The organism is Paraburkholderia sp. SOS3 (assembly GCF_001922345.1).
GTDB lineage: Bacteria > Pseudomonadota > Gammaproteobacteria > Burkholderiales > Burkholderiaceae > Paraburkholderia.
In genome coordinates this window covers 3794302-3821215 of sequence record NZ_CP018811.1, presented here as the reverse complement: position 1 = coordinate 3821215, position 26914 = coordinate 3794302, and the positions used below count along the sequence as shown (strand labels likewise).

At 65.5% G+C, this 26914-nt stretch carries 19 protein-coding genes; 11 read left to right on the top strand and 8 right to left on the bottom strand.

Annotation, left to right across the window (positions count from 1 at the left end; all coding sequences use genetic code 11):
* Positions 1 to 51 precede the first annotated feature (51 nt).
* Positions 52 to 1293, top strand: a complete 1242-nt coding sequence (locus BTO02_RS16970; protein ID WP_075158007.1) for a pyridoxal-phosphate-dependent aminotransferase family protein — start codon at positions 52 to 54, stop codon at positions 1291 to 1293.
* Positions 1294 to 1346: 53 nt separating this feature from the next.
* Here BTO02_RS16970 and BTO02_RS16965 read toward each other — a convergent pair whose 3' ends face one another.
* Positions 1347 to 2561 (bottom strand): MFS transporter, encoded by a 1215-nt coding sequence (locus BTO02_RS16965; protein ID WP_075158006.1) that lies wholly within the window; start codon positions 2559 to 2561, stop codon positions 1347 to 1349.
* A 390-nt stretch (positions 2562 to 2951) separates the two neighbouring features.
* On the opposite strand from BTO02_RS16965, the gene xdhA reads away from it, so the two are divergent.
* The 3 genes from xdhA to xdhC all read left to right on the top strand — a co-directional run bounded on the left by xdhA (position 2952) and on the right by xdhC (position 7665).
* The gene (gene xdhA, locus BTO02_RS16960; RefSeq protein WP_075158005.1) at positions 2952 to 4526 is read left to right on the top strand and encodes a xanthine dehydrogenase small subunit; all 1575 of its coding nucleotides are present in this window, start codon (positions 2952 to 2954) and stop codon (positions 4524 to 4526) included.
* A 104-nt stretch (positions 4527 to 4630) separates the two neighbouring features.
* Positions 4631 to 7015 carry a xanthine dehydrogenase molybdopterin binding subunit gene (gene xdhB / locus BTO02_RS16955; protein ID WP_075158004.1) on the top strand — a complete coding sequence of 795 codons (2385 nt, stop codon included), beginning with the start codon at positions 4631 to 4633 and terminating at the stop codon, positions 7013 to 7015.
* On the top strand, positions 7012 to 7665 hold the full coding sequence (gene xdhC / locus BTO02_RS16950; RefSeq protein ID WP_232243383.1) for a xanthine dehydrogenase accessory protein XdhC: 654 nt from the start codon (positions 7012 to 7014) through the stop codon (positions 7663 to 7665). Before xdhB ends, xdhC begins: the two co-directional genes overlap by 4 nt.
* Before the next feature lie 34 nt (positions 7666 to 7699).
* Here xdhC and BTO02_RS16945 read toward each other — a convergent pair whose 3' ends face one another.
* From BTO02_RS16945 to BTO02_RS16935, 3 genes are all read right to left on the bottom strand, one after another.
* Entirely contained in the window at positions 7700 to 8794 is a 1095-nt protein-coding gene (locus BTO02_RS16945; protein ID WP_083615164.1) for a LysR substrate-binding domain-containing protein, read from the bottom strand.
* Between the two features lie 134 nt (positions 8795 to 8928).
* Complete coding sequence (locus tag BTO02_RS16940; RefSeq protein ID WP_075158003.1) at positions 8929 to 9573, bottom strand: 2-hydroxychromene-2-carboxylate isomerase; 645 nt, start codon at positions 9571 to 9573, stop codon at positions 8929 to 8931.
* A 332-nt stretch (positions 9574 to 9905) separates the two neighbouring features.
* Positions 9906 to 11519 (bottom strand): TAXI family TRAP transporter solute-binding subunit, encoded by a 1614-nt coding sequence (locus BTO02_RS16935; protein ID WP_083615163.1) that lies wholly within the window; start codon positions 11517 to 11519, stop codon positions 9906 to 9908.
* A 640-nt stretch (positions 11520 to 12159) separates the two neighbouring features.
* Here BTO02_RS16935 and BTO02_RS16925 point away from each other — a divergent pair.
* The 3 genes from BTO02_RS16925 (at position 12160) to BTO02_RS16915 (ending at position 15273) form a co-directional block, all read left to right on the top strand.
* A complete protein-coding gene (locus tag BTO02_RS16925; RefSeq protein ID WP_075158001.1) occupies positions 12160 to 12504 on the top strand; it encodes a BON domain-containing protein in 345 nt (114 codons plus the stop codon).
* A gap of 256 nt (positions 12505 to 12760) precedes the next feature.
* Positions 12761 to 14854 carry a D-(-)-3-hydroxybutyrate oligomer hydrolase gene (locus tag BTO02_RS16920; RefSeq protein WP_075158000.1) on the top strand — a complete coding sequence of 698 codons (2094 nt, stop codon included), beginning with the start codon at positions 12761 to 12763 and terminating at the stop codon, positions 14852 to 14854.
* A 164-nt stretch (positions 14855 to 15018) separates the two neighbouring features.
* Entirely contained in the window at positions 15019 to 15273 is a 255-nt protein-coding gene (locus BTO02_RS16915) for a hypothetical protein (RefSeq protein WP_075157999.1), read from the top strand.
* A gap of 6 nt (positions 15274 to 15279) precedes the next feature.
* Here BTO02_RS16915 and BTO02_RS16910 read toward each other — a convergent pair whose 3' ends face one another.
* Positions 15280 to 16068 (bottom strand): sulfite exporter TauE/SafE family protein, encoded by a 789-nt coding sequence (locus tag BTO02_RS16910; RefSeq protein ID WP_075157998.1) that lies wholly within the window; start codon positions 16066 to 16068, stop codon positions 15280 to 15282.
* 200 nt (positions 16069 to 16268) lie between these two features.
* Between BTO02_RS16910 and rarD the strand changes: the two genes are divergently transcribed.
* From rarD to BTO02_RS16895, 3 genes are all read left to right on the top strand, one after another.
* The gene (gene rarD / locus BTO02_RS16905) at positions 16269 to 17144 is read left to right on the top strand and encodes an EamA family transporter RarD (protein ID WP_075157997.1); all 876 of its coding nucleotides are present in this window, start codon (positions 16269 to 16271) and stop codon (positions 17142 to 17144) included.
* Positions 17145 to 17277: 133 nt separating this feature from the next.
* A complete protein-coding gene (locus BTO02_RS16900; protein ID WP_075157996.1) occupies positions 17278 to 18876 on the top strand; it encodes a tetratricopeptide repeat protein in 1599 nt (532 codons plus the stop codon).
* Positions 18877 to 19109: 233 nt separating this feature from the next.
* Complete coding sequence (locus BTO02_RS16895) at positions 19110 to 19778, top strand: class I SAM-dependent methyltransferase (protein ID WP_075157995.1); 669 nt, start codon at positions 19110 to 19112, stop codon at positions 19776 to 19778.
* An 86-nt stretch (positions 19779 to 19864) separates the two neighbouring features.
* Here BTO02_RS16895 and BTO02_RS16890 read toward each other — a convergent pair whose 3' ends face one another.
* From BTO02_RS16890 to BTO02_RS16880, 3 genes are all read right to left on the bottom strand, one after another.
* Positions 19865 to 22930 carry an efflux RND transporter permease subunit gene (locus tag BTO02_RS16890; protein ID WP_075157994.1) on the bottom strand — a complete coding sequence of 1022 codons (3066 nt, stop codon included), beginning with the start codon at positions 22928 to 22930 and terminating at the stop codon, positions 19865 to 19867.
* 10 nt (positions 22931 to 22940) lie between these two features.
* A complete protein-coding gene (locus BTO02_RS16885) occupies positions 22941 to 24086 on the bottom strand; it encodes an efflux RND transporter periplasmic adaptor subunit (RefSeq protein WP_075158956.1) in 1146 nt (381 codons plus the stop codon).
* A 155-nt stretch (positions 24087 to 24241) separates the two neighbouring features.
* Complete coding sequence (locus BTO02_RS16880) at positions 24242 to 25663, bottom strand: efflux transporter outer membrane subunit (protein ID WP_232243546.1); 1422 nt, start codon at positions 25661 to 25663, stop codon at positions 24242 to 24244.
* Positions 25664 to 26110: 447 nt separating this feature from the next.
* Here BTO02_RS16880 and BTO02_RS16875 point away from each other — a divergent pair, with 447 nt between their 5' ends.
* The gene (locus tag BTO02_RS16875) at positions 26111 to 26842 is read left to right on the top strand and encodes a DUF3313 family protein (protein WP_075157993.1); all 732 of its coding nucleotides are present in this window, start codon (positions 26111 to 26113) and stop codon (positions 26840 to 26842) included.
* Positions 26843 to 26914: the final 72 nt, after the last annotated feature.

Genomic DNA, 26914 nt, shown 5'->3' with positions numbered 1-26914 from the left:
TGTTGCCCACGCGCTTTGTCTATTTTCATTCGCTCGCCTGCTTACCTGATTATGTCCACTACAACGTCCACCGTTCCTTGTCCCGAGGTCGAATCGCTCGACGCCATCCTCCCCGAAGAACCGCTGCTGATGATGGGCGCCGGCCCGGTGCCGATTCCCGCCGCGGTGGCCAAGGCGAATGCGATCGTCATCAACCACCTGGGCGGCACGATGTCGAAGGTGGTCGGGCAGGTCAAGACGATGGCGCGCTACGTGTTCCAGACGAATTCGAAGTGGGTGCTCGGCGTCGCGGGTCCCGGCTCGGCCGCGATGGAGATGGCGATCTCGAATCTCGCGTGGCCGGGCACGCGCATGCTCAGCATCAGGAACGGCTTCTTCAGCGAGCGCATGGCCGAGATGGGCCGCCGTGTCGGCGCAAAGGTGTCGCTGCTCGACGTGCCGGACCGCACGGTCGCGAGCCTCGAAGAGGTTGCCGCGGCGATCGGCCGCGAGCGTCCGGAAGTCGTCACGATCGTGCAGGGCGAGACCTCGAACACCGTGTGGAATCACCATCTGCAGGATATTGCCGCGCTGGCGAAGGCGGCCGGCGCGCTGGTCGTCGTCGATGCGGTGTGCACGCTGAGTACGATGCCGCTCGATATGGACGCGTGGGGCATCGATGCGGTGATCACAGGCGGGCAGAAGGGCCTCTCGTCCATTCCCGGCGTGTCGCTGATCGCGTTTTCCGAGGCCGCGTGGGAGCGCGTGAAGGCGCGCAAGGATCCGGGCCCGCACTGGTGTCTCGATGCGTCGCTTGCCGAAAATTTCTGGCACAACGCCGGATATCACTACACGGCGCCGGTGTCGGGCGTGCTCGCGTTGCACGAGGCATTGCGGCTCGTTTGCGCGGAAACACTCGAGAAGCGCTTCGCCCGCCATCAGAAATGCTCGCTCGCGTTGCAGGAGGCGATCACGGCAATGGGTCTGCAGCTTTATACGCCGCGGGAATGCCGGCTCAATTCGGTGATCGGCATCGAAGTGCCGGGCACGTTGAGTCCCGGCGATATCTGCGGGCACATTTCGCGTCACCACCAGGTCGAGATCTCGGGGTCGTTCGGCTTGCCGATCGTGCGGATCGGGCAGATGGGCGAACAGTGCCGCGAGCACAACCTGTTTCGCACCGTGCACGCGTTCGGGCGGACGATGGTCGATCTTGGCGTGGGCGTCGATTTGCCGGCCGGTGTCGCGGCGCTCGAGAAGTCGTTGTCGAATGGGACGAAGGCGGGCGCGAAAGCCGAGTTGCTCACGCATTGAGCCGGAGCGGCGCGCCGCCTGGCGGCGCCGCAACGAACCCGCAACGAACCCGTTCAAACCGCCGCGGTCGGCCCCGTTACACCGCGCACGTAGCGCTGATAAAGCACCATCGTCAGCGCAATCGCCGCCGCGGCCGCAACGGCCGCGAACAGATACACGGACGCATAACCGAACTGACCCGCGATGTACCCGGCAAGCGGCCCGGTCACGCCCAGCGACAGATCGAGAAACACCGAGTACGCGGACAGCGCCGCGCCCCGGCTCGCGGGCGGCACGAGACCGACCGCCTCGACGCCGAGGGCCGGAAACACGAGCGCAAAGCCGAAGCCCGTCAGCGCGGCGCCAGCCAGCGCGACATGCGGCACCGGTGCGAGCCACAACATCAACAGCCCGACGCATTCGAGCGAAAACGACGCGATCGCGACGCGAAACCCGCCATACGTTTTGATCGTGTTCGCGAACAGCAGGCGCGCGCCGATAAACATCGTGCCGAACAGCGTCAGCGACAGCGCCGCATTCGGCCAGTGCCGCGCCGCATAGAACAGCGTGATGAACGTTGCGATCGAGCCGAAGCCGACCGAGCCGAGCGCGAGGCCGAGGCCGTGCGGCAACACGCGCGCGAAGACGCTGCGATACGACATCCGTTCGCCGTGCACGAGCGGCACCGACGGCACGAGCCGCGCGAGTGCATAGCCGGCTGCGGCGAGCGCGATGACCGCGATGCCGAGCGAAGCGAAGCCGATGTCGCGCGCGATCACGACGCCGAACGGCGCGCCGATCGCCAGCGCGCCGTAAGTGGCGATGCCGTTCCACGAGATCACGCGCGCATTGTTCGCGGTACCGACGCGCCCGATGCCCCAGAGAATCGCGCCGGTGCCGCACAGGCTTTCGCCGACGCCGAGCACAAGGCGGCTGACCACGAGCAGCGTGATGCTCAGCGCGGGCCAGTGGCTCGTCAGCGCGGCGAGCAGCAGCCCGACGCCGCTGACGCCGCTTGCAATCAACCCGTTCGACACGGTCTTTTTCGGCCCGAGCGTATCGGCCGAACGGCCGGCGAGCGCGCGCGACGCGAGTGTGGCGAGGTATTGCACGCTGATCGCGAGGCCGGCGACCACCGTGCTGAAACCGAGCCCGCCGTGCACATAGCCCGGCAGCACCGCGAGCGGAATGCCGATATTCAGGTAGCAAACAAACGTAAAGAAGACGACCGGAATGATCTGCAACGTGGTCGCAAATTCACTGCGCGGCGAAGCGGAGTCGGCGGACATGGGGAAAACGAGACTTGAAAACGGCGGAAGTCCGTGATTGTCCCATGGAACCGGCTTTCATGCAGCGGATGCTTAAAAATCGTCGGCAAAACGGTGCCAGACCATAGCGGCCGATTTTCGGCGCATTCCGACATCCCGAAGCTCGCGACTCGGTGCAATTGGCCGAAACGACGTATTCGAATCCGAAGCGCGTCACAACGGACGCGCCGGTATAAGCACCGTCAGTCCGTTTGCCTATCTCAATATGTTTCTGGCGATATGAGCTGCATGGTCCTCACGCTATGGGTTGGCGGAACCGGCGGTGATAGTTTTCGAACCATCCGCTGCATCATCCCCCGCGCGAACGCCAAATCCGCCGCAAGCCGGAATCAGACACGAGAGACACGACACATGAGCCAGCCGATCCGCTTCTATCACCGCAACGCGATCCGCGAAATCAGCGGCGCGCCGGTCACGCGCACCGTCCTGCAGTACCTGCGCGAAGACGCGCGCTGCACGGGCACCAAGGAAGGCTGCGCGGAAGGCGACTGCGGCGCGTGCACGGTCGTCGTCGGCGAGCGCGACGAACTGGGCGGCGTGAGCTTCAAGGCGGTCAACGCGTGCATTCAGTTTCTGCCGACGCTCGACGGCAAAGCGCTGTTCACCGTCGAAGACCTGCGCCAGCCCGATGGCTCGCTGCATCCGGTGCAGCAGGCGCTCGTCGAATGCCACGGCTCGCAGTGCGGGTTCTGCACGCCGGGCTTCGTCATGTCGATGTGGGCGATGTACAAGAAGCACGGCCACGAATATGGCCGCCCGCCCGGCCACGAGAATGGCGAGACGCACGAACACGCGCACGCCTGCGGCGGCGCGAATGGCACGGTGCCGACGCGCGACGAGGTCGCCAACGCGCTGACGGGCAATCTGTGCCGCTGCACGGGCTATCGGCCGATCGTCGATGCGGCGATGCGGATGTTCGGGTTGCCGCCGCCGGCCGCGCCGGTCGATACCGCGGCGCTGTCGCGCGCGCTGCAGTCGCTCGAGCGCGACGCGACGTTCGAATACGAGTACGCGGGCCAGCGTTTTGCCGCGCCGCGCACCGTCGACGCGCTTGCGCGGCTCAAGGAAGCGCAACCTGCGGCGCGCATCCTCGCCGGCAGCACCGACGTCGGGCTGTGGGTCACGAAGCAGATGCGCGCGCTCGGCGATATCGTCTACGTGGGCCAGGTTGCCGAACTGCAGAAGATCGAAACGGCCGGCGGCTGGCTGCGCATCGGCGCGGGCGTGACCGTCGAAGCCGCGTACGCGGGGCTCGCGAAGCTTTACCCGGAACTCACCGAGATGTGGCAGCGCTTCGCGTCCCTGCCGATCCGCAACGCGGGCACGCTCGGCGGCAATGTCGCGAACGGCTCGCCGATCGGCGATTCGATGCCGGGGCTTATCGCGCTCGGCGCGCATGTCGTGCTGCGCGGCGGCGATGTCGAGCGCGAGATGCCGCTCGAAGACCTCTATCTCGCGTACCAGAAGAAGGACATGGCCGAGCACGAGTTCGTGGTCGCGGTGAAGGTGCCGACGCGTACCGGTGCGCGCGCGAACCTGCGTTTTCGCACGTACAAGATCTCGAAGCGCTTCGATTCCGATATTTCGGCCGTGTGCGCGGCCTTCGCGTTTATCGCGGACGGCGACGCGATTCGCGAGCCGCGCATCGCGTTCGGCGGCATGGCAGCGACGCCGAAGCGCGCCACGCACGCGGAAAGCGTGCTGCGGGACGCGCAGTGGCATGAAGCGACCGCGCAGGCCGCCATGCTGGCGCTGGCCAACGACTACGCGCCGCTGTCCGACATGCGCGCCACCGACGACTATCGTCTTGAAACCGCGAAAAATACGCTTTACCGGTTCTGGCTCGAAACGCGTCCGCACGATCCGCTGCCGAAGTCGGCGCTCGATGTGCGTGCGGTTCAGGCCGCGACGGCCGTGGCCGCGTAAGACGCACCATACGCGCGATACGCGCGACCGGCGGGCACGAGACAGACACAGGCCAGAAACACGCCAGACAAGCCGCAACACAAGAGACACGGAGAATCATCCGCATGAACCAGCAAGCCGAACCGTTCCTGAAAGGCGCCGAGGCACTCGCCGAACCCGACACGTTCACGCAGGTGCACGTGTCGCGCCCGCACGAGTCCGCGCATCTGCACGTGGCCGGCCGCGCGACCTACACCGACGACATTGCGCTCGTCGCCGGCACGCTGCACGCGGCGCTTGGCCTGTCGCAGAAGGCGCACGCGAAGATCGTCTCGATTTCGTTCGACCAGGTGCGCGCAACGCCGGGCGTGGTCGCGGTGTTCACCGCCGACGACATTCCCGGCCACAACGACTGCGCGCCGATCGTCAAAGGCGACGATCCCGTTCTCGCGGACGGCGTCGTGCAGTACGTCGGCCAGCCGATGTTTATCGTCGTGGCGACGTCGCATGACACCGCGCGCCTCGCGGCGCGGCGCGCGCAAGTGGTTTACGAGGAACTGCCCGCCGTGCTGACTGCGCAACAGGCGCGCGCGGCGAATCGGAGCGTGGTCGCGCCGATGAAGCTCGCGCGCGGCGAGGCCGGCGCGCAGATCGCGCGCGCCGCGCATCGCGAGGCCGGCGAGATGCTGCTGGGCGGCCAGGAGCAGTTCTATCTCGAAGGGCAGATCGCGTACGCGGTGCCTAAAGACGACGACGGCATGCACGTCTGGTGCTCGACGCAGCATCCGGCCGAAATGCAGCATCTGGTCGCGCATGTGCTGAACGTCGCGTCCCATAACGTGCTCGTCGAATGCCGGCGCATGGGCGGCGGCTTCGGCGGCAAGGAATCGCAGTCGGGCCTGTTCGCCTGCTGCGCGGCGCTTGCCGCATGGAAACTGCTGTGCCCCGTCAAGCTGCGCCCCGACCGCGACGACGACATGATGGTCACGGGCAAGCGCCACGATTTCCACTACACGTTCGAAGTCGGCTACGACGACGACGGCATGCTCGAAGGCGTGTCGGTCGACATGACGTCGCGCTGCGGCTTCTCCGCCGATCTGTCGGGGCCGGTGATGACGCGCGCCGTGTGCCACTTCGATAACGCATACTGGCTGCCCGATGTCGCGATCGCGGGCTTCTGCGGCAAGACCAACACGCAGTCGAACACGGCGTTTCGCGGCTTCGGCGGACCGCAAGGCGCGTTCGCGATCGAATACATCATCGACAATGTCGCGCGCTCGCTCGGGCTCGATCCGCTCGACGTGCGGCGCCGCAATCTGTACGGCAAAACAGAGCGCAACCAGACGCCGTACGGCCAGATCGTCGAAGACAACGTGCTGCACGAACTGATCGGCGAACTCGAAACCACGAGCGACTATCGCGCGCGGCGCGCGGCGATCCGCGACTTCAACGAACACAACGCCGTGCTGAAAAAGGGCATTGCGCTGACGCCGGTGAAATTCGGCATCGCGTTCAACGTCACGCACTTCAACCAGGCGGGCGCGCTCGTCCATATCTACACGGACGGCTCGGTGCTCGTGAATCACGGCGGCACGGAGATGGGGCAGGGGCTCAACACGAAGGTCGCGCAGGTCGTCGCGCACGAGCTCGGCATCGGTTTTGGCCGCGTACGCGTGACGGCAACCGATACGAGCAAGGTGGCGAACACGTCGGCGACGGCCGCATCGACAGGTACGGATCTGAACGGCAAGGCCGCGCAGGATGCCGCGCGCCAGTTGCGCGAGCGGCTTGCCGCGTTTGCGGCCGAACGCTACGGCGCGGGACAGGCGACCGCCGCCGCGGTGCGCTTCGCGAACGATAACGTGATCGTGGGCGAAGCGGTCGTACCGTTCGACGAAGTGATCGCGAAAGCGTATCTCGCGCGCGTGCAGTTGTGGTCCGACGGTTTCTATGCGACGCCGAAGCTCTATTGGGATCAGGCGAAGCTGCAAGGCCGCCCGTTCTTCTACTACTCGTACGGTGCCGCCGTTTCGGAAGTGGTGATCGATACGCTGACGGGCGAGATGCGCGTGCTGCGCGCCGATGCGCTGCACGATGTGGGCGCGTCGCTGAATCCGGCGCTCGATATCGGCCAGGTGGAAGGCGCGTTCGTGCAGGGCATGGGCTGGCTCACCACCGAGGAGCTGTGGTGGAACGAGGGCGGCAAGCTGATGACGCATGCGCCTTCCACCTACAAGATTCCGACCGTCAACGACATGCCGCCCGATTTCCGTGTGAACCTGTTCAAAAATCGCAACGCGGAAGACAGCATTCACCGCTCGAAGGCGGTTGGCGAGCCGCCGCTGTTGTTGCCGTTCTCGGTGTTCTTCGCGATTCGCGACGCGGTTGCCAGCGTTGCCGATTATCGCGTGAATCCGCCGTTGAACGCGCCGGCAACGGGCGAAGCGATCCTCAAGGCGGTCGGCGCCGTGCGCGCCATGCATACGCAGGCGCAAGGATGGCAGCGATGATGAACTCGTGCTTCGCGCCCGAATTGACGCGCGGATCTTCGCCGCAAGCGCCGACGGATGTCCCACCGCTGCAAGCGGGCTGCCGCTGCAGCGGCCGGCGCGCGAGCCTGCCGCCGCCGATGCATATCGTGCTGTTCGGCGCGGGCCATGTCGGCCATGCGCTCGTGACGCTGCTCGGCAGCCTCCCGTGCGTCGTGCAATGGGTCGACGAACGCGACGAACTGTTCCCCGACGACGTGCCCGCGAACGTGCAGGTCGAAGCGACCGACACGCCAGAAGCGATCGTCGATCAGGCACCGGCCGGTACGTATTTTCTCGTGATGACGCACAACCACGCGCTCGACTTCGCGCTCGCGTCGCGGATCATGCGGCGGCGCGACTTCGCGTACTTCGGGATGATCGGTTCGAAGACGAAGCGCGTGAAATTCGAACGGCGCCTGCTCGAGCGCGGCGTCGACCCCGCGCGGATGGCTGAGATGACGTGCCCGATCGGTGTCGGCGGCATCACCGACAAGGCGCCGCACGCGATTGCGCTCGCTGTCTGCGCGCAGTTGTTGCAAGTGCGAGGTGCGCGTCCGGCGGCTGAAGCGGTTGAAGTGGCCGACGTGGCAGTCGTGGATCAAGCGATTGAAGCGGCCGGAGCGAATTGAGGCGACTGAAGCGACTGCAGCGACTGAAGCGACCTCAGCGCGAACGCGTGATGCGCGGTTCGCTCGCATCGAATCCGGCGTGCGGGCCGGCGTCGAAGTCGATATCGTCGCTCGCACCGGCCTGTTCCGGCGGCGCGGCTGATGCCGTGCCCGATCGAGGCGCCCGCGCGGCCTCGTCGCTGCCGTCGCGCGTGCGCCGCGTCTTGTGCGCGACGAGGTTCGCCGATACCTGCGCGAGCAGGCCGCGCAGCCAGCCAAGATCGCTTGGCCGGTCCGTTTGCGGATGCCACATCTGATAGCAGCGGATGCGCGGGAACGGAATCGGCGCATCGATGACTGCGAGCGGCAGCAGGTTCGCATAGTGCATCGCGAAGCGGCGCGTCGTCGTGAAGATCAGATCCGACTGCAGCAGCACGTGCGGCACGAGCCCGAAGTACGGCAGCATGGCGACGATGCGGCGCGTTGCGCCCGCGCGCTCGAAGCCCGCGTCGATCGCGCCGGCGCGCGCGCCGCTATACGGCGTCGGCGCGAGATGCGGCGCCGCGAGATACGCTTCGCGCGAGAGCGGCGCCTGCGCAAGCGGATGGTCCGCGCGCATCATGCAGACGACGCTGTCCGAAAACAGGTCGCTGCGTTCGAAGCGCCCGTCGGGCTTCGGCCAGTTGCCGATCACGAGATCGAGTTCACCCTTGTCGAGCGCCGCCGCATGATCGAGCAGCGGACCCAGCGACTCGATCTCGAGCCGCGCATGCGGCGCCGCGTCGCGGAATTGCGCGATCACGGTCGGCATGAAGAAGTCGTTCAGGTAGTCGGGCGCGGCGATGCGAAATGCGCGGCGCGAGCGCGCCGGGTCGAAATCGCCATGCGGCGTCGCGACGAAGTCGACGTCGCGCAGCACCTTTTGCGCCGACGCAAGCAGCGACTCGCCGTATTCGGTCGGCACCATCCCCGACTTGCCGCGCACGAGAATCGGATCGTTCAGCGTTTCGCGCAGTTTGCGCAGCGCCGTGCTGATGGCCGGCTGCGTCTGGTTCAGGCGCAGCGCGGTCTGCGTGACGCTGCGCTCGACGAGCAGCGTGCGCAGCACGCGCACGAGCCAGATGTCGAGGGTAGCGGTAGTGTCATCCACGGTTTGAGCGTCGGTCGGGTCGTTCCTTGCGTAACCTTAAGCCTTTACGCACGCATGAGGCATAGCGCGCGGGGTATGGCGGGCATCAGCATCGGCCGCCCGCCGTCATGCTCGCGAAAGCATGGCGCCGGCAATCACGGCTTCGGGAATGCCGAGGGAAGCGAGGAAATCCGCTTGACCTCTTTCGACTCGAGCCAGTTTGGCGTGCGCGCGCAATAGAGCACCATCGGCAACGCGTCTTCGCCCCAGAACAGCTGCTTGTTCATCCAGAAGGTCGGCACGCCGAATACGCCGAGCGCGATCGCATCGGCGTTATTGCGCTGCAGTTGCGCCTTGGCCTCCTCGGTTTCGACGAGTGCGGGGCCGTCCGCGATGCCGAGACGCTCGCACAGCAGCGCGAAGCCGTCGGGCGTCGACGGGTCGCGGCCTTCGCGCCAGATGAAGCGGAAAATCTCGCGTACCGTGTTCGCGTCCGCGCGAATCGCGGCTGCAAGACGCATCGGCTTCGTCGAATCGAACGGATGCACAGGCGGCATCCTGAACGGAATGCCAAGCTGTTCCGCGCGAAACAGCGCATAGCGATACGTGAAGACGCGCTTGGCGGGAACGTCGTACGCGAGGCGCTGCCGCCAGTGGCCGTACACCTCGTTCAACGAGGTTGGCGTCATCACGAATGGAAGGCCCGGCCATTTATCGTACTGCTCGAGCAGCAGGTACGAAAACGGCGAGACAAAGTCGTAAAACCACAGTGGCTGCGTGGCGTCGATGCCATCGGTCATGATGTCTCCCGGGATTTCCAGTGTGGCACGGCGGCGCTGCCGAATGCCTGAACGTCTGACCTTCAGAACGTCTGAGGGATGCGCGCCGTGCCGGTTGCCCTCGATCTTACGCAAAGCCGAACCGCCGCGCAGCACCGGCGCGGCTGGCGAAGCGCCGAATGTGTGCGCAATGCGGGTTTCGCCTGACGGGTTGCGTGATGGCGGCGCAACCGGCCGACCGGAAACGGCCGGGCTGCCGGGCTGCCGGGTCGACGGGCCTCCGCGTCGCCGGGGTGACGGGTCGATCCGATGAGCCCGGTCGATCCGCTCGGGCGGCAACCCGCGAGCGACGCTCACGCAATATGGGTAGGGCCGGCCTGCCCCGCGCGCGGCGCGTCGCTCGATATCTGCCCGTCGCGGTCGGCGTCGGCGGCCTGCTGCGGTTGCCCTTCGTGTTGCCCTTCGTGTTCCGCCTTTTCCTCGACTGCCTGCGCCGTTTCCTGCTCTGCCGCCTGCGCGGGCGCTCCCGCATCGGCGGGCGGCTCCGCGGCCGGCGGCGCCGTCTCTTGCGCCTCCGCATGCGCTTCGCGCGGACGCGTGAGCCGCTCGCGCACGAAGCCGATATGTTCGCGCAGCACATAGAACTGGTCCGCATAGGCAAGCGGCATCTTGAGCCCGTTGACCGCTTCCTCGATCGCATCGAGCCGCTCGATCAGCGTGTCGCGTTCGGCTTGCGACGTCTCGGACAGCGCGCCGCGCTCGATCGCGATCAGCGCGCCGTACCAGCGGTAGATTCGCGAACGCACGCGCCATGCGTACAGCGACGGCACGAGCCGCAGGCCCGGAATCAGCACGACGATGATCGGCACGAGCACGACCAGAAGCCGGTCCGCGAGGCTCGCGATCCAGAACGGCAGCGTGCGGTACAGGAAGCTCTTGCCCGACTTGTAGTAGCGCGCCGCATCGTCGCTGATCGGGAAGTCGTGCGCGAGCGGCGCCGGGAAGTCGCCCGCGCGCTGCAGCACGGTTGCCTTGCCGTGCACCTCGCGCGCGGCTTCGATCAGCAGGTCAGATAGTGCCGGATGCAGCGACGTGCGCGCGACGAGCTCGGCGGTCGGCGCGACCATTTGCAGCGTCTTCGACGGGATGTTCTTGCCGAGATCGAGCGAGCCCATCGGCAGCTCGATGCGCGTCAGGTACGGAAAGCGTCCCGCATAAGCGTGCGCCTGCGTGAAATCGTAGAACTGGATATTCGGTGTGCGGAACAGCTTGACCATGACCGGCGGCTGCGCGGAGTCGCCGGTCAGGAACGCCGCGTCGATCTTGCCGTCGACGAGCGCCTTCGCCGCATCGTCGCCCGACAGCGGCAGAAGCTTCGTCGGACCGCCCGGCGTGATGCCGTTCGCCGCGAGCAGCGCGAGCGCGAGTTCGCGCGTGCCGCTGCCTTCGGCGCCGATCGCGATGCGCTGCCCCTTGAATTGGGACAGCCATTCGACGCTCGGCCCATGATAGAAGATCGCCACCGGCACGTACGCGACGCTGCCGAGCGACATGAGCCCGTCGGTTTTGCCCTTCGCGATGCCGTCCTGCACGAACGCGACGTCGACTTTTGCGTTCGGGTCGAGAAGCCGCCGCAGGTTCTCGGCCGAACCTTCGGAGTCGAGCACGATGAGCTTGACGCGGTTGCGCGCGAGGATTTCCTTGTAGCGCTGGGCGGCATTCCAGAATGTGCTGCCGCGCGGGCCGGTGCTGATCGTCAGCGTATCGGGCGGCGCGGGCTGGATCAGGCGCACGGCGGCCCAGATCGCGATAGCGCTCACGAGCAGGATAGGCAAGAACGTGACCGCGAGGTCGCGCCACGAGATGGCGACGAAGCGCGCGACGAGGCGCGGACGCTTGCCGGCTGGCTTTGCGCCGCGCTTCGCGTCGGCGCTCTGGTCGATGTCGGGGCCGTTGGGTGCTGTCATTGGAGGTCGTGGCGGCTAGGGCGGCATGCTGTCGACGATGCTCGCGCCGATGGTACATGAGATTGCCGGCGCGGCGGCGCGCGAACGGCCGCGTCGCGGCCACAAACGCGTAACAATTCGTGAGTGCGAAGCGCGTGCGCATGCGCGCCTGCACGACTCCGGGCGGCTCGCGTGCGCCGGCGCGCCGCGCGCAGGATTGCGCGGGCGCGAGTCGGCGGCGGCCCAACATCTGAGCCGATCCGCGGCGATTTCGTCGTTAAAAGCTTTGCGATTTTTGCTGCGCTAGATTAAATTGGCGTCGCTGTCGCGCATCCGCGCTCGCACGCGCAATCCGGTCACAAGAATCGGGCACGTCGTGGAGCCGCGCGGCACCGGTCCGGTCTGCTCCCTTGCTGTCGTTCCGTTTACTCAGTCTCCCGCCTCTCGTCTCTCGCCTGCCGCGTCAGCCGGTCAACCGGCCGACTTCGCGTCGGGCGCGCCTGTGTTCGCGTGTCGTTGTCTGCGAGCGGGGTGCGCTTGACGCGTGCGTCGGTCTGTTTGAAACGAAGTCGTAACGAAGCCGCAATGCGGTCTGGCCTGGCCGGGTGCATTACTGCGGCCCAGGCCGATCGCGCCAATCCGAAGTGAAAAAGGAGAAATCATGAAATCGGCAGTTCTGAAGGCGTTGGGTGGTGTGGTGGCAGTGATGGTTGCATGCAACGTGTACGCGCAGGCAAGCGACGCAGCAGCGGGCGCTCAGGCCGCGCAGACGAGCGTGAAGGCCGAAAAGAAGGCCAATCGCCAGCTTGGCCATAAGGTCCGTGCGGCACTCGCGAAGGCCAAGGGCCTCGACGTGTCGAGCATCGCCGTGCGCGCGAAGGGCGGCGCGGTGACGCTGACGGGCACGGTGCCCGACCAGGGCCAGATCGAGCTCGCCGGCACCACGGCGAAGGGCGTGGCCGGCGTGTCGTCGGTTTCGAACAAGCTGAACGTGCAGCAACAGTAAGCGCTGCACGCGATCGGCGTTTCGCGCACGCCGTACGTGACCGGCAGCGGCTTGCTCGCCGGTCGCCTGCGCGCGAGCCGGACCGACCGGAGAAACGGGCTTCGGTAAAACGCCGAGGCCCGTTTCTCGTTTATGCGTCGTGCTTCATGTTTGCGCGCATGCGCTCATGTGCTGCGACATTCCTTTGTGCCGGGCGTTTCGTCTACTACGCTCACGGTGTGTCTGTCTTGCTTGCGTCGCACAGGAGACAACAACCATGCCGGCAACCACGTCCTTGCGTTGCGCGACCATTGCGTGCGCCGCGGCGCTCGTCTGCGGCTGCGGTGACGGCGGCGGCACGAGCGGCTCGTCGATCAACGTGCTGCCGGCCTTCGTCGTCTCGAGCAGCATGACGACGACCTTCTACGACGGCAACAGCGACGATCTTCTGACCGCAGGCCTCGGCAAGACCGGCCTCGCCGGCGCCGCGCCCGGCTTTGCGAACCCGTCCGCGCCGAGCAGCGCCGAACTGCGGCGGCTCGCGATCTGGTCGAACTACCGCGCGCTCGTCGACATCACCGCGAACGGCGGATACGGACGCTTCTGGGGGCCGAATATCGACCTGAACGGAAACGACACGCTAGGCGAAGGCAAGATCGCGGGCACCGAATACATCGCTTATGCGGACGACGGCAGCGGCCTGCAGAACGTCACATTGCTCGTCCAGCTGCCAGCCGGCTTCGATCCGGCGAATCCGTGCATCGTCACGGCCACGTCGTCGGGCTCGCGCGGCGTCTACGGCGCGATTTCGGCGGCGGGCGAGTGGGGTTTGAAGCGTGGCTGCGCGGTCGCGTACACCGATAAGGGCACCGGCAACGGCGCCCACGAACTGACGACCAATCTCGTTACGCTGATCGACGGCCGCCTTGCCAACGCGAACACGGCCGGCACGAAAAGTCTCTTTACCGCGAACCTGCCGCTGTCCAGTCTCGCGATCTTCAATCAGACATTCCCGAACCGCTACGCGTACAAGCACGCGCACTCGCAGCAGAACCCGGAACAGGACTGGGGCAAGGACACGCTCGAGGCCATCCAGTTTGCGTACTGGGTGCTGAATCAGCAGTTCGCCCCGATGGTCGACGACAGGAACCACGGCGTGCGCTATCGGACGGGCAGCATCACGACGATCGCCGCGTCGGTCAGCAACGGCGGTGGCGCATCGCTCGCGGCCGCCGAGCAGGACACGCAAGGGTGGATTACCGCGGTCGTGGTCGGCGAGCCGCAGATCAATCTCAACATGTCGCCGAACGCCCAGGTGTTCGAAGGCGGCCTGCGTATCGCGTCGGCAGGCGCGCCGCTGGCCGACTACATCACTTATGCGAACCTGCTGCAGCCATGCGCCGCGGCGGCGCCCGCGCTGCTCGGCGCGCCCTATCTGTCGACGCTGCCGCTCGCCACTACACAGGCCATCCGCGCCGCGCGCTGCGCATCGCTCGCGGGCAGCGGTTTCGTCAACAGCGGCAATCTCGCGACGCAAGCGAGCGACGCGCTGAACCGGCTCCATTCGGCCGGCTACGAAACCGACTCCGACCTGCTGCAGGCGTCGATGTGGGATTCGCAGGCGGTGCCGGCAGTCGCGGTCACTTACATGAACGCGTATACGAAGTCGAGCGTCGGCGACAACCTCTGCGGCTTCAGTTTCGGCACGACGAACGCGCAAGGCGCGGCCGGCGTGCCGCCGCCCGTCCTGCCGATGCCGTCGATCTTCGGCCTCGGCAACGGCGTGCCGCCGACCAACGGCATCAACCTCGTGTACAACCTTCCGCCGTTCGGTTTCGATCATCGGCTCGCGACCGCCGATGCAAGCTTTTCCGGCGCGGTGTGCCTGCGCGGACTATGGACCGGCGGCGATCCGCGCATGCAAACGAGCGTCAACGCGATTCGCGTGAACGCGAATCTGCGCGGCAAGCCGGCCATCATCGTGCAGGGCAGAAGCGACGCGCTCGTGCCGGTCAATCACGCTTCGCGCCCGTATCTCGCGATGAACAGCCTTGCCGAAGGGTCGAGCAGCCGGTTGTCGTTTTACGAAGTCACGAATGCCCAGCATTTCGATTCGTTCCTCGGCGTCGCGGGTTTCGATACGCGCTATGTGCCGCTGCATTACTACAACCTGCAGGCATTGAACCTGATGTGGAGTCATCTGAAGAGCGGCGCGGCACTGCCGCCGTCGCAGGTGGTGCGCACGGTGCCGCGCGGCGGCACGCCCGGTTCCGCGCCCGCGCTCGACACGGCGAATCTGCCGCCGATCGTCGCGAGCCCCGGGGCGAATGCGATCAGGGTCAGTTTCGGTATCGTCAATGTGCCGCGTTAGGCGGCCGGTCAGCCGATTCATCGCGCATCGATGGACATGTCCGTGCGCTGCTACGCACGATCGACGCGATAAACGCTTCGGATACGTGGGCTGCCTGTGCGCGACGACACATAATTTACCGACTCGGTGTCGTACTGTGAGGTATCGGGAATCGGAGTCGCATAATGGACACGATACTTTTGAGGTACACCGACTTGCCGATCGGCGAACGGGCGGCTTTCGAACTGGTGTGCGCGCGGCACGGTTTTGCGCCCGCGCATTTCGATGTGACCGCAACGATCGATGCGCACGACACCGCGCAGGAACGGCGGCTCGTGACCGTACGGCGCGGCGGCTGGGCGCAGTCGTATCACGAGGACAGCGCCGGCATCTGGGTTCGCGAGTTCGAAACGGATCTGAACTGCCGGTTCTTCAAGTAGTTTCGGTCAAGCCAGCACGAGCCTCACGCCGACCGCGGTCAGCGTGGCGGCGAGCATATGGCGCAGCAATTTCTCCGGCGCCTTGGCGGACAGCAGGCTACCCGCGACGATGCCCGGCAACGACCCGACGAGCAGCGACACCAGCACCGACCAGTCGATCGACCCGAGCAGCCAGTGCCCCGCGCCCGCCAGCAACGTGAGCGGCACCGCATGCGCAATGTCGGAGCCGATGATGCGCGATACCGGCAGTGCCGGATACAACAGCAACAGCACCGTCACGCCGATTGCGCCCGCGCCGACGGACGTCAGCGTGACGAGCGCGCCGAGCACGGCGCCCGTCAGCATCGTCAGCGCAAGCGTGTTGCCGTATGCGGGTGCCGGCCGATGGCGCGACGCGAAGGCCGCGAGCTGCGGCCGGAATACGAGCGCAGTCGCGGTGATCAACAGCGCCGCACCGAGCACGACCTGGATCAGATAGCTGCCGCGCGGCGTGTCCATGCCGTAACGATGCAGCAGAATCAGCGTGATCGTCGCGGCCGGCACGCTGCCCGCGGCAAGACGCAGCGTGACGCCCCAGTCGACCGAACCTTTGGCGCCATGCACGAGCGTGCCCGTCGCTTTCGTCACCGACGCATAGAGCAGATCGGTGCCGACCGCGGTGGCCGGGTGAACGTTGAACAGCAGCACGAGAATCGGCGTCATCAGCGAGCCGCCGCCGACGCCCGTCAAGCCGACAAGAAAACCAACGAAGAGTCCGGAGGCGGAGTATAAAAAATCTATGTGCGGAAGAGACATCGGGGAATGACATCAGGTGAACGGCGGACCGTCCTTAAGATTGGCCGATTGCACCGGATCGGCGATTTCTTTGTGGAAATTGACGAGCGCGTATGCCGAAAGACCCGTATTGTCGCAAAACCGGCAATCTTGCGCGCATTGGATTGTGTGAACCGAAGCTTACAATACAATTCGCCCGATCTTGCACTTCGTCAATCACAATGAACTACGGCGTTGCTTACGCGTTTCTCGCCTTCACGATCTGGGGGCTCTTTCCCGTTTACTTCAAATCGCTGCAGCAGATCGCGCCGCTCGAGATTCTCGCGCACCGCATGGTCTGGTCGATGGTGTTCCTGTTTATCGTGCTGACCGCGCGGCTGCAGTGGCGCTGGCTTGGCCCCGTGCTGCGCGACAAGCGCCTGCTTGCGCGCTTCGCGGCGAGCGCGGCGCTGCTGTCGGCGAACTGGGGCACCTATATCTGGGCCGTCAATTCCGGTCATATCGTCGAGGCGAGCCTCGGTTACTTCGTTACGCCGCTCGTCAGCGTGCTGTTCGGCCTCGGGTTTCTCGGCGAGCGGTTGCGGCCCGTGCAATGGCTCGCGGTCGCGATCGCCACGTCGGGCGTGTTATGGCTCACGTGGGAAAACGGCCGGCCGCCCTGGATCAGCATTGCGCTCGCGCTGACGTTCGGCGGCTATGGATTGTTGCGCAAGACGGCGAAGCTCGGCGCGCTCGAAGGGCTCACGCTCGAAACGATCCTGCTGCTGCCGGTTGCGTTGCTGTATCTCGCGGCCTTGTCGCTGCATGGCGATAGCAGCTTCGGCGCGGCGCCGGCCGGTTTGAAGGTGCTGCTCGCGCTCGCCGGGCCGATTACGGCCATTCCGCTGCTGCTGTTCGCGTCGGGTGCGCGGCGCATTCCGCTGTCGATGCTCGGGCTGCTGCAATATGTGACGCCGACATTGCAGTTGCTGATCGGCGTGCTGATCTATCGCGAGCCGTTCAGCGGCACGCAACTGATCGGCTATGGCGCGATCTGGATCGCGCTTGCCGTGTACTCGCTCGAAGGGCTCGCGCGCGTACGACTGTTGCGGCAATAGCGGGCTGCGCGAGCTGCCGGCGCGTTGCGTGATCAAGTGGTTAAACTACGGGTCCTTGCCTGGTCGACCCAGGCCTTATCTGGTCAATACGGATCGTCGAGCGGCGAATCCGAGCGCATTACATCAGGTTTGCATGAGTCACGATTTCGAACCCACGCTGGCCGAGGCGCAACGGCACTACGCCGCCGGTCGATTCGACGAAGCCGCACGCCTGCTGCAAAGCGTGCTGGCGAGTGCGCCCGATCACGGCGAAGCGCATGCGGGTCTCGGCTTCATCGCTGCGCGGCAGGGCGACCACGCGCGCGCGGCAGCCCACCTCCTGGAGGCATCGACGCGCATACCGATGCCTGTCGACGACCTGAACTTCGCGGCACAGGTGTGTCAGTCGGCGCAGCGTCACGACGACGCGATCGCGCTGTTCGAGCGTTGTCTCGCGCAGTTGCCGAACCATATCGCGTCGCTGCATGGCGCGGCGATGTCGCTGGTTCAGGTCGGCGACTTGCCGCGCGCGCTCGAAAAGCTCGAGCATCTGTGCAAACTCCAGCCGCAGTCGGCCGAAGCGCACTACAACCGCGGCACGCTGCTCGGCCAGATGGAGCGCTTCGACGACGAACGCACTGCCTACGAGCAAGCGATCAGACTGAAGCCGCGCTTCGTGCCCGCGTATACGAATCTCGGCGTCGCGTTGCGCGATCTGGGGCGCTTCGACGAAGCGATGCTTCAGTTCAAAAAGGCGCTGGCGATCGATCCAAACGACGCGGGCGCCCGGACCAACCGGGCGCAGACGAATCTGCTGCGCGGCGAATTCGAGCACGGCTGGCGCGAATACGAATGGCGCTGGCGCGACGGCACGATGAGCCACGGCTTGCCGGAAAGCACGCAATGGACCGGTGCGCAGCCGATTGCCGGCAAGACGGTTTTCGTGCATCAGGAGCAGGGCTTCGGCGACACGCTGCAGTTCGTGCGGTTCGTCGAGCGCCTCACGGCGATGGGCGCACGCGTCGTACTGCGCGTGCAGGACGCGCTGCTGCCGCTGTTGCAGCACTATCGCGGCGCGGCCGACGTGATCGGCGAGCGCGCGCCGGTGCCGGCGTTCGACTATCACATTCCGATGCTGAGCTTGCCGCTCGCGCTGAAACTGCGCGAAGCCGATTTCGACACGGCCGGTCCTTATCTGCACGCGCCCGAATCGCTCGTCGCGCAATGGGACGATCTGTTCGCGCAGGCTTCCGGACGTCCGCGCGTGGGCATCGTGTGGTCCGGAAGCCGCATGTTGCTCAACGATCGCAACCGCAACCGCGCGATTCCGCTCGAGCAGTTGCAACCGCTATTCGATGCGCAGGCGGACTTCGTTTCGCTGCAGCACGACGTGCGCGACAGCGACCGCGCGTCTCTCGCCGAAATCGAAACCCGCGGCGTGCTGCGCGACGTCGCACCGCGCCTCACGTCGTTCGCCGATACGGCGGCGCTGATCGCCCGGCTCGATCTCGTGATCGGCGTCGACACGGCGGTCGTGCATCTCGCGGGCGCGCTCGGCAAGCCCGTGTGGATTGCGCTGCCGTTCATGCCGGACTGGCGATGGCAACTCGAGCGAAGCGACAGCCCGTGGTACGCAACGGCGCGGCTCTTCCGGCAGCCGGCACGGGGCGACTGGACCGGCGTGATCGCTTCGCTTCGCGCACGGCTCGAAGCGGGTACGCCGCATGCGCAGGTCTCGAAGCCGGCGCGCTAAAAGCGCGTTTCGCCCGCAGTCGTGACCCCGTTCCGGAATAGTTCGATTCCCTGGTTGTTGTATCTGGCGCCGTGACGATCGGACACTGTCCCGATTCGACGCCCGCGACGATTGCGGTCTTTGCGGACCGCGATTGCCGACCGGACCGATATGACAACGCGATGGCGATAGTCCGGGAACCACGCCGCGGCCAGGCATCTTCCCGACAGTCGGTACATTCAAGCGAGGGCGCGATGAGAGTCGAACAAATCTACGATTTCGCGGCGGGTTTTTACGATTACCTGTTTGGGCGCGCGTTCCAGCATGGCCGCGAGCGCAGTACCGGGCACATCAACGCGAGAGCCGAAGAGGGCGCGAAGATTCTCGAAGTCGGGCTCGGCACCGGCCTTTCGCTGCCGCTTTACCGGTCCGATCTGCGCATCACGGGCGTCGATATTTCCGAGAAAATGCTCGATCGCGCACGGCGCCGCGTCGAATCGAAAGGTCTCGGCAACGAGATTCGCATCGTGAACATGGATGCGACCGCGCTGCAATTCGAAGACAACAGTTTCGACTTCGTCGTCGCGATGTATGTCGCTTCGGTCGTGCCCGATCCGGCCGCCTTCCTCAGCGAAATCTCGCGCGTATGCAAGGTGCGCGGCGAAGTGATCGTCGTCAATCACTTCGCCTCGAGTAACCGCTGGGTCCGTGCGTTCGAGCGGCTGCTCGCGGGCCTCGAATCGGTGATCGGTTTCAAGTCGGATTTTCCGCTCGAAGAGGTGCTGAATTTTTCCGGCTTCCAGTTGATCCGCTCGGAGCGCGTCAACGCGTTCCGCTACTGGCATCTGCTGCATTTCAGGAATGCGCCGCAAACGCCGGTCGCTTTTCCGGCGTCGCGGCTCGCGTACTCATCGGCGGCGTAAGCACAGCAACAAAAGGACGATGAAAAACGGCAGGCGGCGCGCTTTGCTTGAGCGCGCCGCCTGCCGACCATGACGCCGGCCGGCGGTCAGGCGATGCCCGGCGTCTGCCGGTCGCCGCGGTTGTCCTTGTGATGATCGGCGCCGATGAACATATACATCGCCGGCACGACGAAGAGCGTAAACAACGTGCCGATCGACAGTCCGGTGAAAATCACGAGGCCCATCGCATTGCGGCCTGCCGCGCCCGCGCCCGAGGCGATCACGAGCGGCAGCACGCCGAACACCATGGCGGCGGTGGTCATCAGAATCGGCCGCAGCCGCACGGCAGCCGCCTCTTCGAGCGCCTCGCGCTTCGATTTGCCGGCGCGCTGCAACTGGTTCGCGAACTGCACGATCAGAATGCCGTGCTTGCTCACGAGCCCCATCAGCGTGACGAGTCCGACCTGCGTGTAGATGTTGAGCGTCGACAGCCCGACGTTGATAAAGATCAGCGCGCCGAACAGGGCCATCGGCACCGACACGAGAATCACGATCGGATCGCGGAAACTCTCGAACTGCGCGGCGAGCGCGAGAAACACGATGATCGTCGCGAACAGCAGCGTGACGACGAAGCCGCCCGACTCCTGCACGAACTGGCGCGAGAGCCCCGCATAGTCGGCCGCATAGCCGGACGGCGCCGCTTCGGCCGTCGCCTTGCGCAGGAAATCGAGCACTTCGCCTTGCGAGACGCCGGGCACGACGACGCCGGAGATCGTCGCCGAATTCAGCTGCTGGAAGTGGTTGATCGACTCCGGCACGACCTGCTGCTTCAGATGCGTGACGGTCGACGCCGGAATCACGCTGCCGTCGGGCGTGCGCAGATAGTAGTCGAGCACCTGCGACGGATTCAGGCGGTCGGTCTGCAACACTTGCGGAATCACCTTGTACGAGCGGCCCGCGATCGAGAAGTAGTTGACGTAGTTGCCGCCCAGCGCCGCGCCGAGCGCCGCGCCGACATCGGCCTGCGTCATGCCGAGCGAGGCGACCTTGTCGCGATCGACGACCAGCACGCTTTCGGGCTTGTCGAGCTTCAGGTCGCTGTCGACGTAGAAGAACATGCCGCTCCGGTATGCCTTCGCGAGCACCGACTGTGCGACCTCGTTGAGGTTCTCGAACGGCTCGGTCGTCGTGATGACGAACTGCACGGGCAGCCCTTGCGCACCCGGCAGCGGCGGAAACTGGAAGGCGGCCACGCGCGCGCCCGCGATGCCGTTCCACTTCTGCTGCAGTTCCTGCTGCAGTTGCGTCGCGCCTTTCTTGCGCTTGTCCCAGGTCTTGAACAGCACGCCGCCGATGCCCTGATTCAGCGTCGGCGCGCCGGTCAGCTGGAACATCTGCGAGTATTCGGGCAACTGCTTCGAGATCTCGAACACCTGGTCCGCGTACGTCTGCATCTGCTGGATCGTCGCGTTCGGCGGCCCCTGGATCTGCGATAGCACGATGCCCTGGTCTTCCTGCGGCGCGAGTTCCGATTGCGACGTCATGAAGAGGTACACGGTGCCGCCGAGCAGCAACACGCCCATTACGATAAACACGGGCCACGTGTCGAGCGTCGCGTGCAGGATGCGCGAATAACCGCGGTGCACGCGCTCGAACTGCCGGTCGACGAACCGTACGAAGCGGTTCGATTCCTGTTCGCTCGTGAAAAAGCGCGAGCACATCATCGGCGAAAGGCTCAAGGCGATGATGCCCGATACCGTTACGGCGCCTGCCAGCGTGAACGCGAACTCGGTAAAGAGCGCGCCCGTGAGGCCGCCCTGGAAGCCGATCGGTGCATACACGGCGATCAGCACGACCGTCATCGCGAGAATCGGGCCGCCCAGTTCGCGCGCCGCGATCAGCGCGGCCTCGAACGGCGGCCGGCCTTCTTCCTTCATATGGCGGTCGACGTTCTCGACGACGATGATCGCGTCGTCCACCACGAGGCCGATCGCGAGCACGAGCGCAAGCAGCGTCAGCAGGTTGACCGAGTAGCCGAGCGCCTGCATGACGAAGAACGTGCCGACCAGCGACAGCGGCATCGCGACCACCGGAATGATCACCGCGCGCAGGCTGCCGATAAACAGGAAGATCACGACCGTCACGATCAGCAGCGCCTCGACGAGCGTCTTGATCACTTCCTCGATCGACGTGTTCACGAAGTCGGTTGCGTCGTAGACGATGTCGCCGGTCATGCCGGTCGGGAACTGCGACTGCAAGCCCGGGAACGCGGTGCGCACGCGCTTCGCGACATCGAGAATGTTCGCGTCGGGCGCCACCTTGATGCCGATGAACACCGAGCGCTTGCCCGAGAACGCGACGTTGAAGTCGTAGTTGTCGGCGCCGAGCACGACGTTCGCGACGTCTTCGAGCCGCACGATCGCGGTGCCTTTCTGCTTGACGACGAGCTTCCTGAAGTCGTCGACGGTATGCAGATCGGTGCCTGCGTTGAGGTCGACCGACACCATCTGGCCTTTGGTCGTGCCGAGCGTCGCCAGGTAGTTGTTGTTGCCGAGCGCGGTATAGACGTCCTGTGCCGTCACGTTGTGCGCGGCGAGGCGCGCCGAATCGAGCCAGGCGCGCAGCGCGAACTGGCGTCCGCCGAGCACTTCGGCCGTCTGCACGCCTTCGATCGAATCGAGCTTCGGCTTGACCACACGCAACAGGTAGTCCGTGACGTTATTGCTCGGCAGCACGCTGCTGTAGAAGCCCATATACATCGCGTCGGTCGTCTCGCCCGTCTGCACCGTCAGCACCGGCTGCTGCGCCTGCGGCGGCAACTGGTTGCGCACCGAGGCGATCTGCGTGTTGATTTCGGTGAGCGCGCGATTCGAGTCGTAATTCAGGCGCAGCGTGACGGTGATCGTCGACACGCCCGTCGTGCTCGTCGACGACATATAGTCGATGCCCTGCGCCTGCGCGATCGCCGCTTCCATCGGCTGCGTGATGAAGCCGGCGATCGTATCGGCGCTCGCGCCGTAGTACGCGGTGGTGACGGTGACCACGGCGTTTTCGGTCTGCGGATATTCGCGCACCTTGAGCGCGATCAGCGCGCGCACGCCGAGCACGAGGATCAGCATGCTCACGACGGCGGCGAGTACCGGCCGCTTGATAAAGATATCGGTGAAGTTCATGCGCGGCCTCTCACTGTTCCTGAGGCTGCGGATTCGGGCTGTCGGCCGGCTGCACGCGATTGTCGATCACGAGCGGCGTGCCGTTCTTCAGCTTCAGCTGGCCGCTCGTCACGACCTGCATGTCCGCCTCGATGCCCTTCAGGATCGCGACCTGGTCGCCGCGCGTCGGCCCTGGCGTGACGAACACCTGCTGCGCGGTCGGCATGGCCTTGCCCTGCGGGTTCGATGCGGCCTTGTCCTGTGCGGCAGGCTTCACGATGAATACCGTCGCGCCGTACGGGTTGTACGTGATCGCCGTTTGCGGCAGCGTCAGATAACGCTGTTCGCCGCCCGCGTCGATCTTCACGTTCGCGTACATGCCGGGCAGCAGCTTGCGCTCGCGATTGTCGACGGTCGCTTCGACCTGCACGTTGCGCGTCGTGTTGTCGACGCGCGGATTGATCGAGCGGATCTTGCCGGCGAAGGTGCGCCCGCCGAACGCATTCGTATCGATCACGATCTGCTGGCCGACCGCAAGCTGGCCCAACTGCTGCTGCGGCAGATAGAAGTCGGCGTAGATCGGATCGATGGCCTGCAGCGTGACGATCGCGTCGCCCGGATTCAGATACTGGCCCGGGTTCACCGTCGTGATGCCGACGCGGCCCGCGAACGGCGCGCGGATCGTCTTCTTTTCGACGAGCGCCGCCTGCTGCGCGACCTGCGCGGTCTTGGCCTTGAGATCGGCGGCGTCCGCGTCGAGCTGCGCTTTCGCGATCGCCTGGATATCGAATTGCGCCTTGTCGCGCTTATAGACCGTTTGCGCGAGCTCGGCCGCGGCCTGCAGCGAACGCAGCAGTGCGACGTCGGAATCGTCGTTCAGACGCACGAGCACCTGGCCCGCTTTCACGTCCTGCCCCGACGAGAAGGCGATCTCGCGCACGAGGCCCGGCACTTCGGTCGTCACGTCGACGCCGCGCACCGCGCGCAGGCTGCCGACTGCCGCGAGCTGCGGCTGCCACGTCTGGTACTTCGCCACGGCCGCGGTGACCGTGGCGGGCGGCAACGCATTGTTCGCCATGAACTTCGCGATCATGTGCGCCTTGAACAGATTGAAGCCGACAATCGCGCCGAGCAGCAGCGCGACGCAGATCAACATGATGATCATGCGTTTCGTCATGCGCCGTCTGTGACGGGCAGGCGTGTCTACCGTTTCGATCTGATTGGCGGTCGGTCCTTTTGTGCTCATCGTTATGTCCTTGCACGTCTCATCGTGAAGCGCCGGCGTGGGCTCGCCTTCGGCCGGTCCAACGGCGCTTCGTCCTTATCGGGTAGTCATTGCGCCGCGGCGGTCTCGGGCAGCGGATCGTTCCACCAGCCGCCGCCGAGCGCCTGGAACAGCGCAGCCGTATCGGCGTAGCGCGCCGCCTGCGCCTGCGCGAGGTCGACCACCGTCTGCTGATACTGGCGCTGCGTGACGAGCAGCGACAGATAGCTGATGCCGCCGAGCTTGAACTGGCCGCGCGCCATCTCGAGCGCGTCGCTGGCCGATTGCCACGCGTCGGTTTGCGCGCGCAGACCGTTTGCATCGTGATCGAGCGCGCGCAGCGAATCGGCCACGTTCTGGAACGCTAACAAAACCGTTTGACGGTATTGCGCGTCGGCCTGTTCGTACGCGGCCACGGCCGCGCGCTTTTGCGCGAGCAGCTGGCCGCCGTGGAACAGCGGCTGCAGCACGCCGGCGCCGATGGCCCATACCGTGCTTTCCGCGCGGAACAGTTCGGCCGGCGTCAGCGACTGCGTGCCGTAGCTTGCCGACAGCGTGATCTGCGGGTACAGGTTCGCGGTCGCGACGCCGACCTGCGCGCTCGCCTGATGCAGCGTCGCATCGGCCGCGAGAATGTCGGGCCGCTGTCTGACGAGCGCAGACGGCACGCTGACCGGCAGCGTTTGCGGCAGCGAGAACATCTCGAGCCGGAACTCGGGCAGCGTCGGATCGTTCGGCGGGCTGCCCGACAGCACCGCGAGCTGATGGCGCGTCTCGTCGAGTTGCTGCTGCAACGGCGGCAGCGTCGCGCGCGTTTGCGCGAGCAGCGTCTGCTGCGTGAGCACATCGGTTTTGCCGATGCCGCCGAGTTCGAACTGCTGTTTGAGCACCTTGAGTTGCGACGCTTCTTCCGTGGCGATTTCTTCGGTCGCGGCGATCTGCGCGCGCAGCGATGCTTCCCTGACTGCCGCGGTGACGATGTTCGCAGTCAGCGCGAGCCATGCGCCCTGCAACTGGTAACGCTGATAGTCGACTTGCGATTGCGCCGCCTCGACGCCGCGGCGCGCGCCGCCCCACAGGTCGAGCGCATACGACACGCTGACCGACGCGTTGTACAGGTTCAGGTCTTCGGCGAACTGCGGCTGGCCGAAGGTGATGCCGTTGAATTTTTCGCGCGTCGCGTTCAGTTGCGCGTCGACGCGCGGCAGCAGCGTGCCGCCGAACTGCGCGCTGAGGTTCTCGCGCGACTGACGCAGCGCGGCGCGCGCCGACGCGATGTTCGGACTGTTCGCGAGCGCTTTGCGAATCAGCGTGTCGAGCGGCTCGCAATGGTAGAGCGACCACCACGCGGCGGGGATGTCTTCGCCGTCTGCAAAGCGCTGCGGCACGCCCGATGCACCGGGTGCCGACGCAGTTTGCTCGGGCAGCGGCGCCGTGGTGTAGCGGTCGGTTGCGGGCGGCGCCGGCGTGCGGTAATCGGGGCCGACCATGCAGCCCGTCAGGAGGACTGGCAGCAGCGCGACAGACGTTACGGCGGGCAAAACAGACGCGAGCCGCGGTGCGGCGAGCCGTGCGGTCGACGCGGGCGACGCGGAACCGCGAAGCGCCGCGCATAAACGGTCTCGTAACAGGTAGAGCAGGTTATTGTCCTTTGTCATCAATCCACCATAATTCGCCGCGCGCCATTTGAGGTGAGGCGCACGGATGCCGATAGTCAATGCAACTAATCTGGTCTTTTCGGGATGCAGAATGCCCGGCGGCATGCCGAATTGGCGCATAGCCTAGCATGGGTCGAGCGCGTGCCGGCAATCGGGCACGGGCGCCGCAGGGCTTTGTTCGGATATATCGCAGCGGGAATCCACCAGGCGGGCGCACATCGCCAATCGCCTATGCTGGTTCCACGCGGCGATACAGGCCGCCGCATCGGGAAACGAATCATGAAAATGCCGACGAATCCACGGTTCGAGGTGCTGACGATGTCGATCATGCAAACGCTGCGCGCGCGATCGATGATGCGCAAGGCATCGCGGATGGCCGCCGCTCTGTTGGTCGCGTCGCTCATGTTCCACGGCGGCGCTGCGCGCGCCGACTCCCTGATACCGGATAGCGTGCAACTCACGCCCGTCGTGCAATTTCCCGGTACGAAGGCCTATATGGCGCCCGACTACCGCGCGCAGCGCGCACGTCTTCACAGCGTCTATCTCGTGCCGATCGAAGTATTTCTCGCACCGGATTCGCCATACAAAGGCATCGACCCCGAAGAAATGGCGCAGGTCACGCGTACTTTTGCGCAGATCCTGACGCAGGAAGTGATGAGGGACATGACCGTCGTCGATACGCCGCAACCCGATTCGCTGATCCTGCAGATCGCGCTGACCGACGTGCGGCTCGACAAGCAGGGCTTTCGCTTGCGCAACCTGACGCCGGTCGGCATTGCGATCAACGGCGTAAAACGCATCGCGGGTGTCAGCAAGATTTCATTCAAAACGATGACCGTGCAGGCGATCGGCGCATCGGGCGACAACGAGACGCTGCTGTTCGCCATCGACAATCCGCCGCGGCCCGGCGACGTGCAGGAATCGGTGCGGCTCGACGAGATACCGAGAGTGCTCGCGACGAAAGCGCAGAACCTGAGGGCGGTGTTCGAGGCGATACGGGATGCGCATTGATTCGCGGATCGTAGCCGCCATGATCGAGGATCGGGAATTCGTCGACGCGGGCTAGCGGTTTCGTGGCGCATG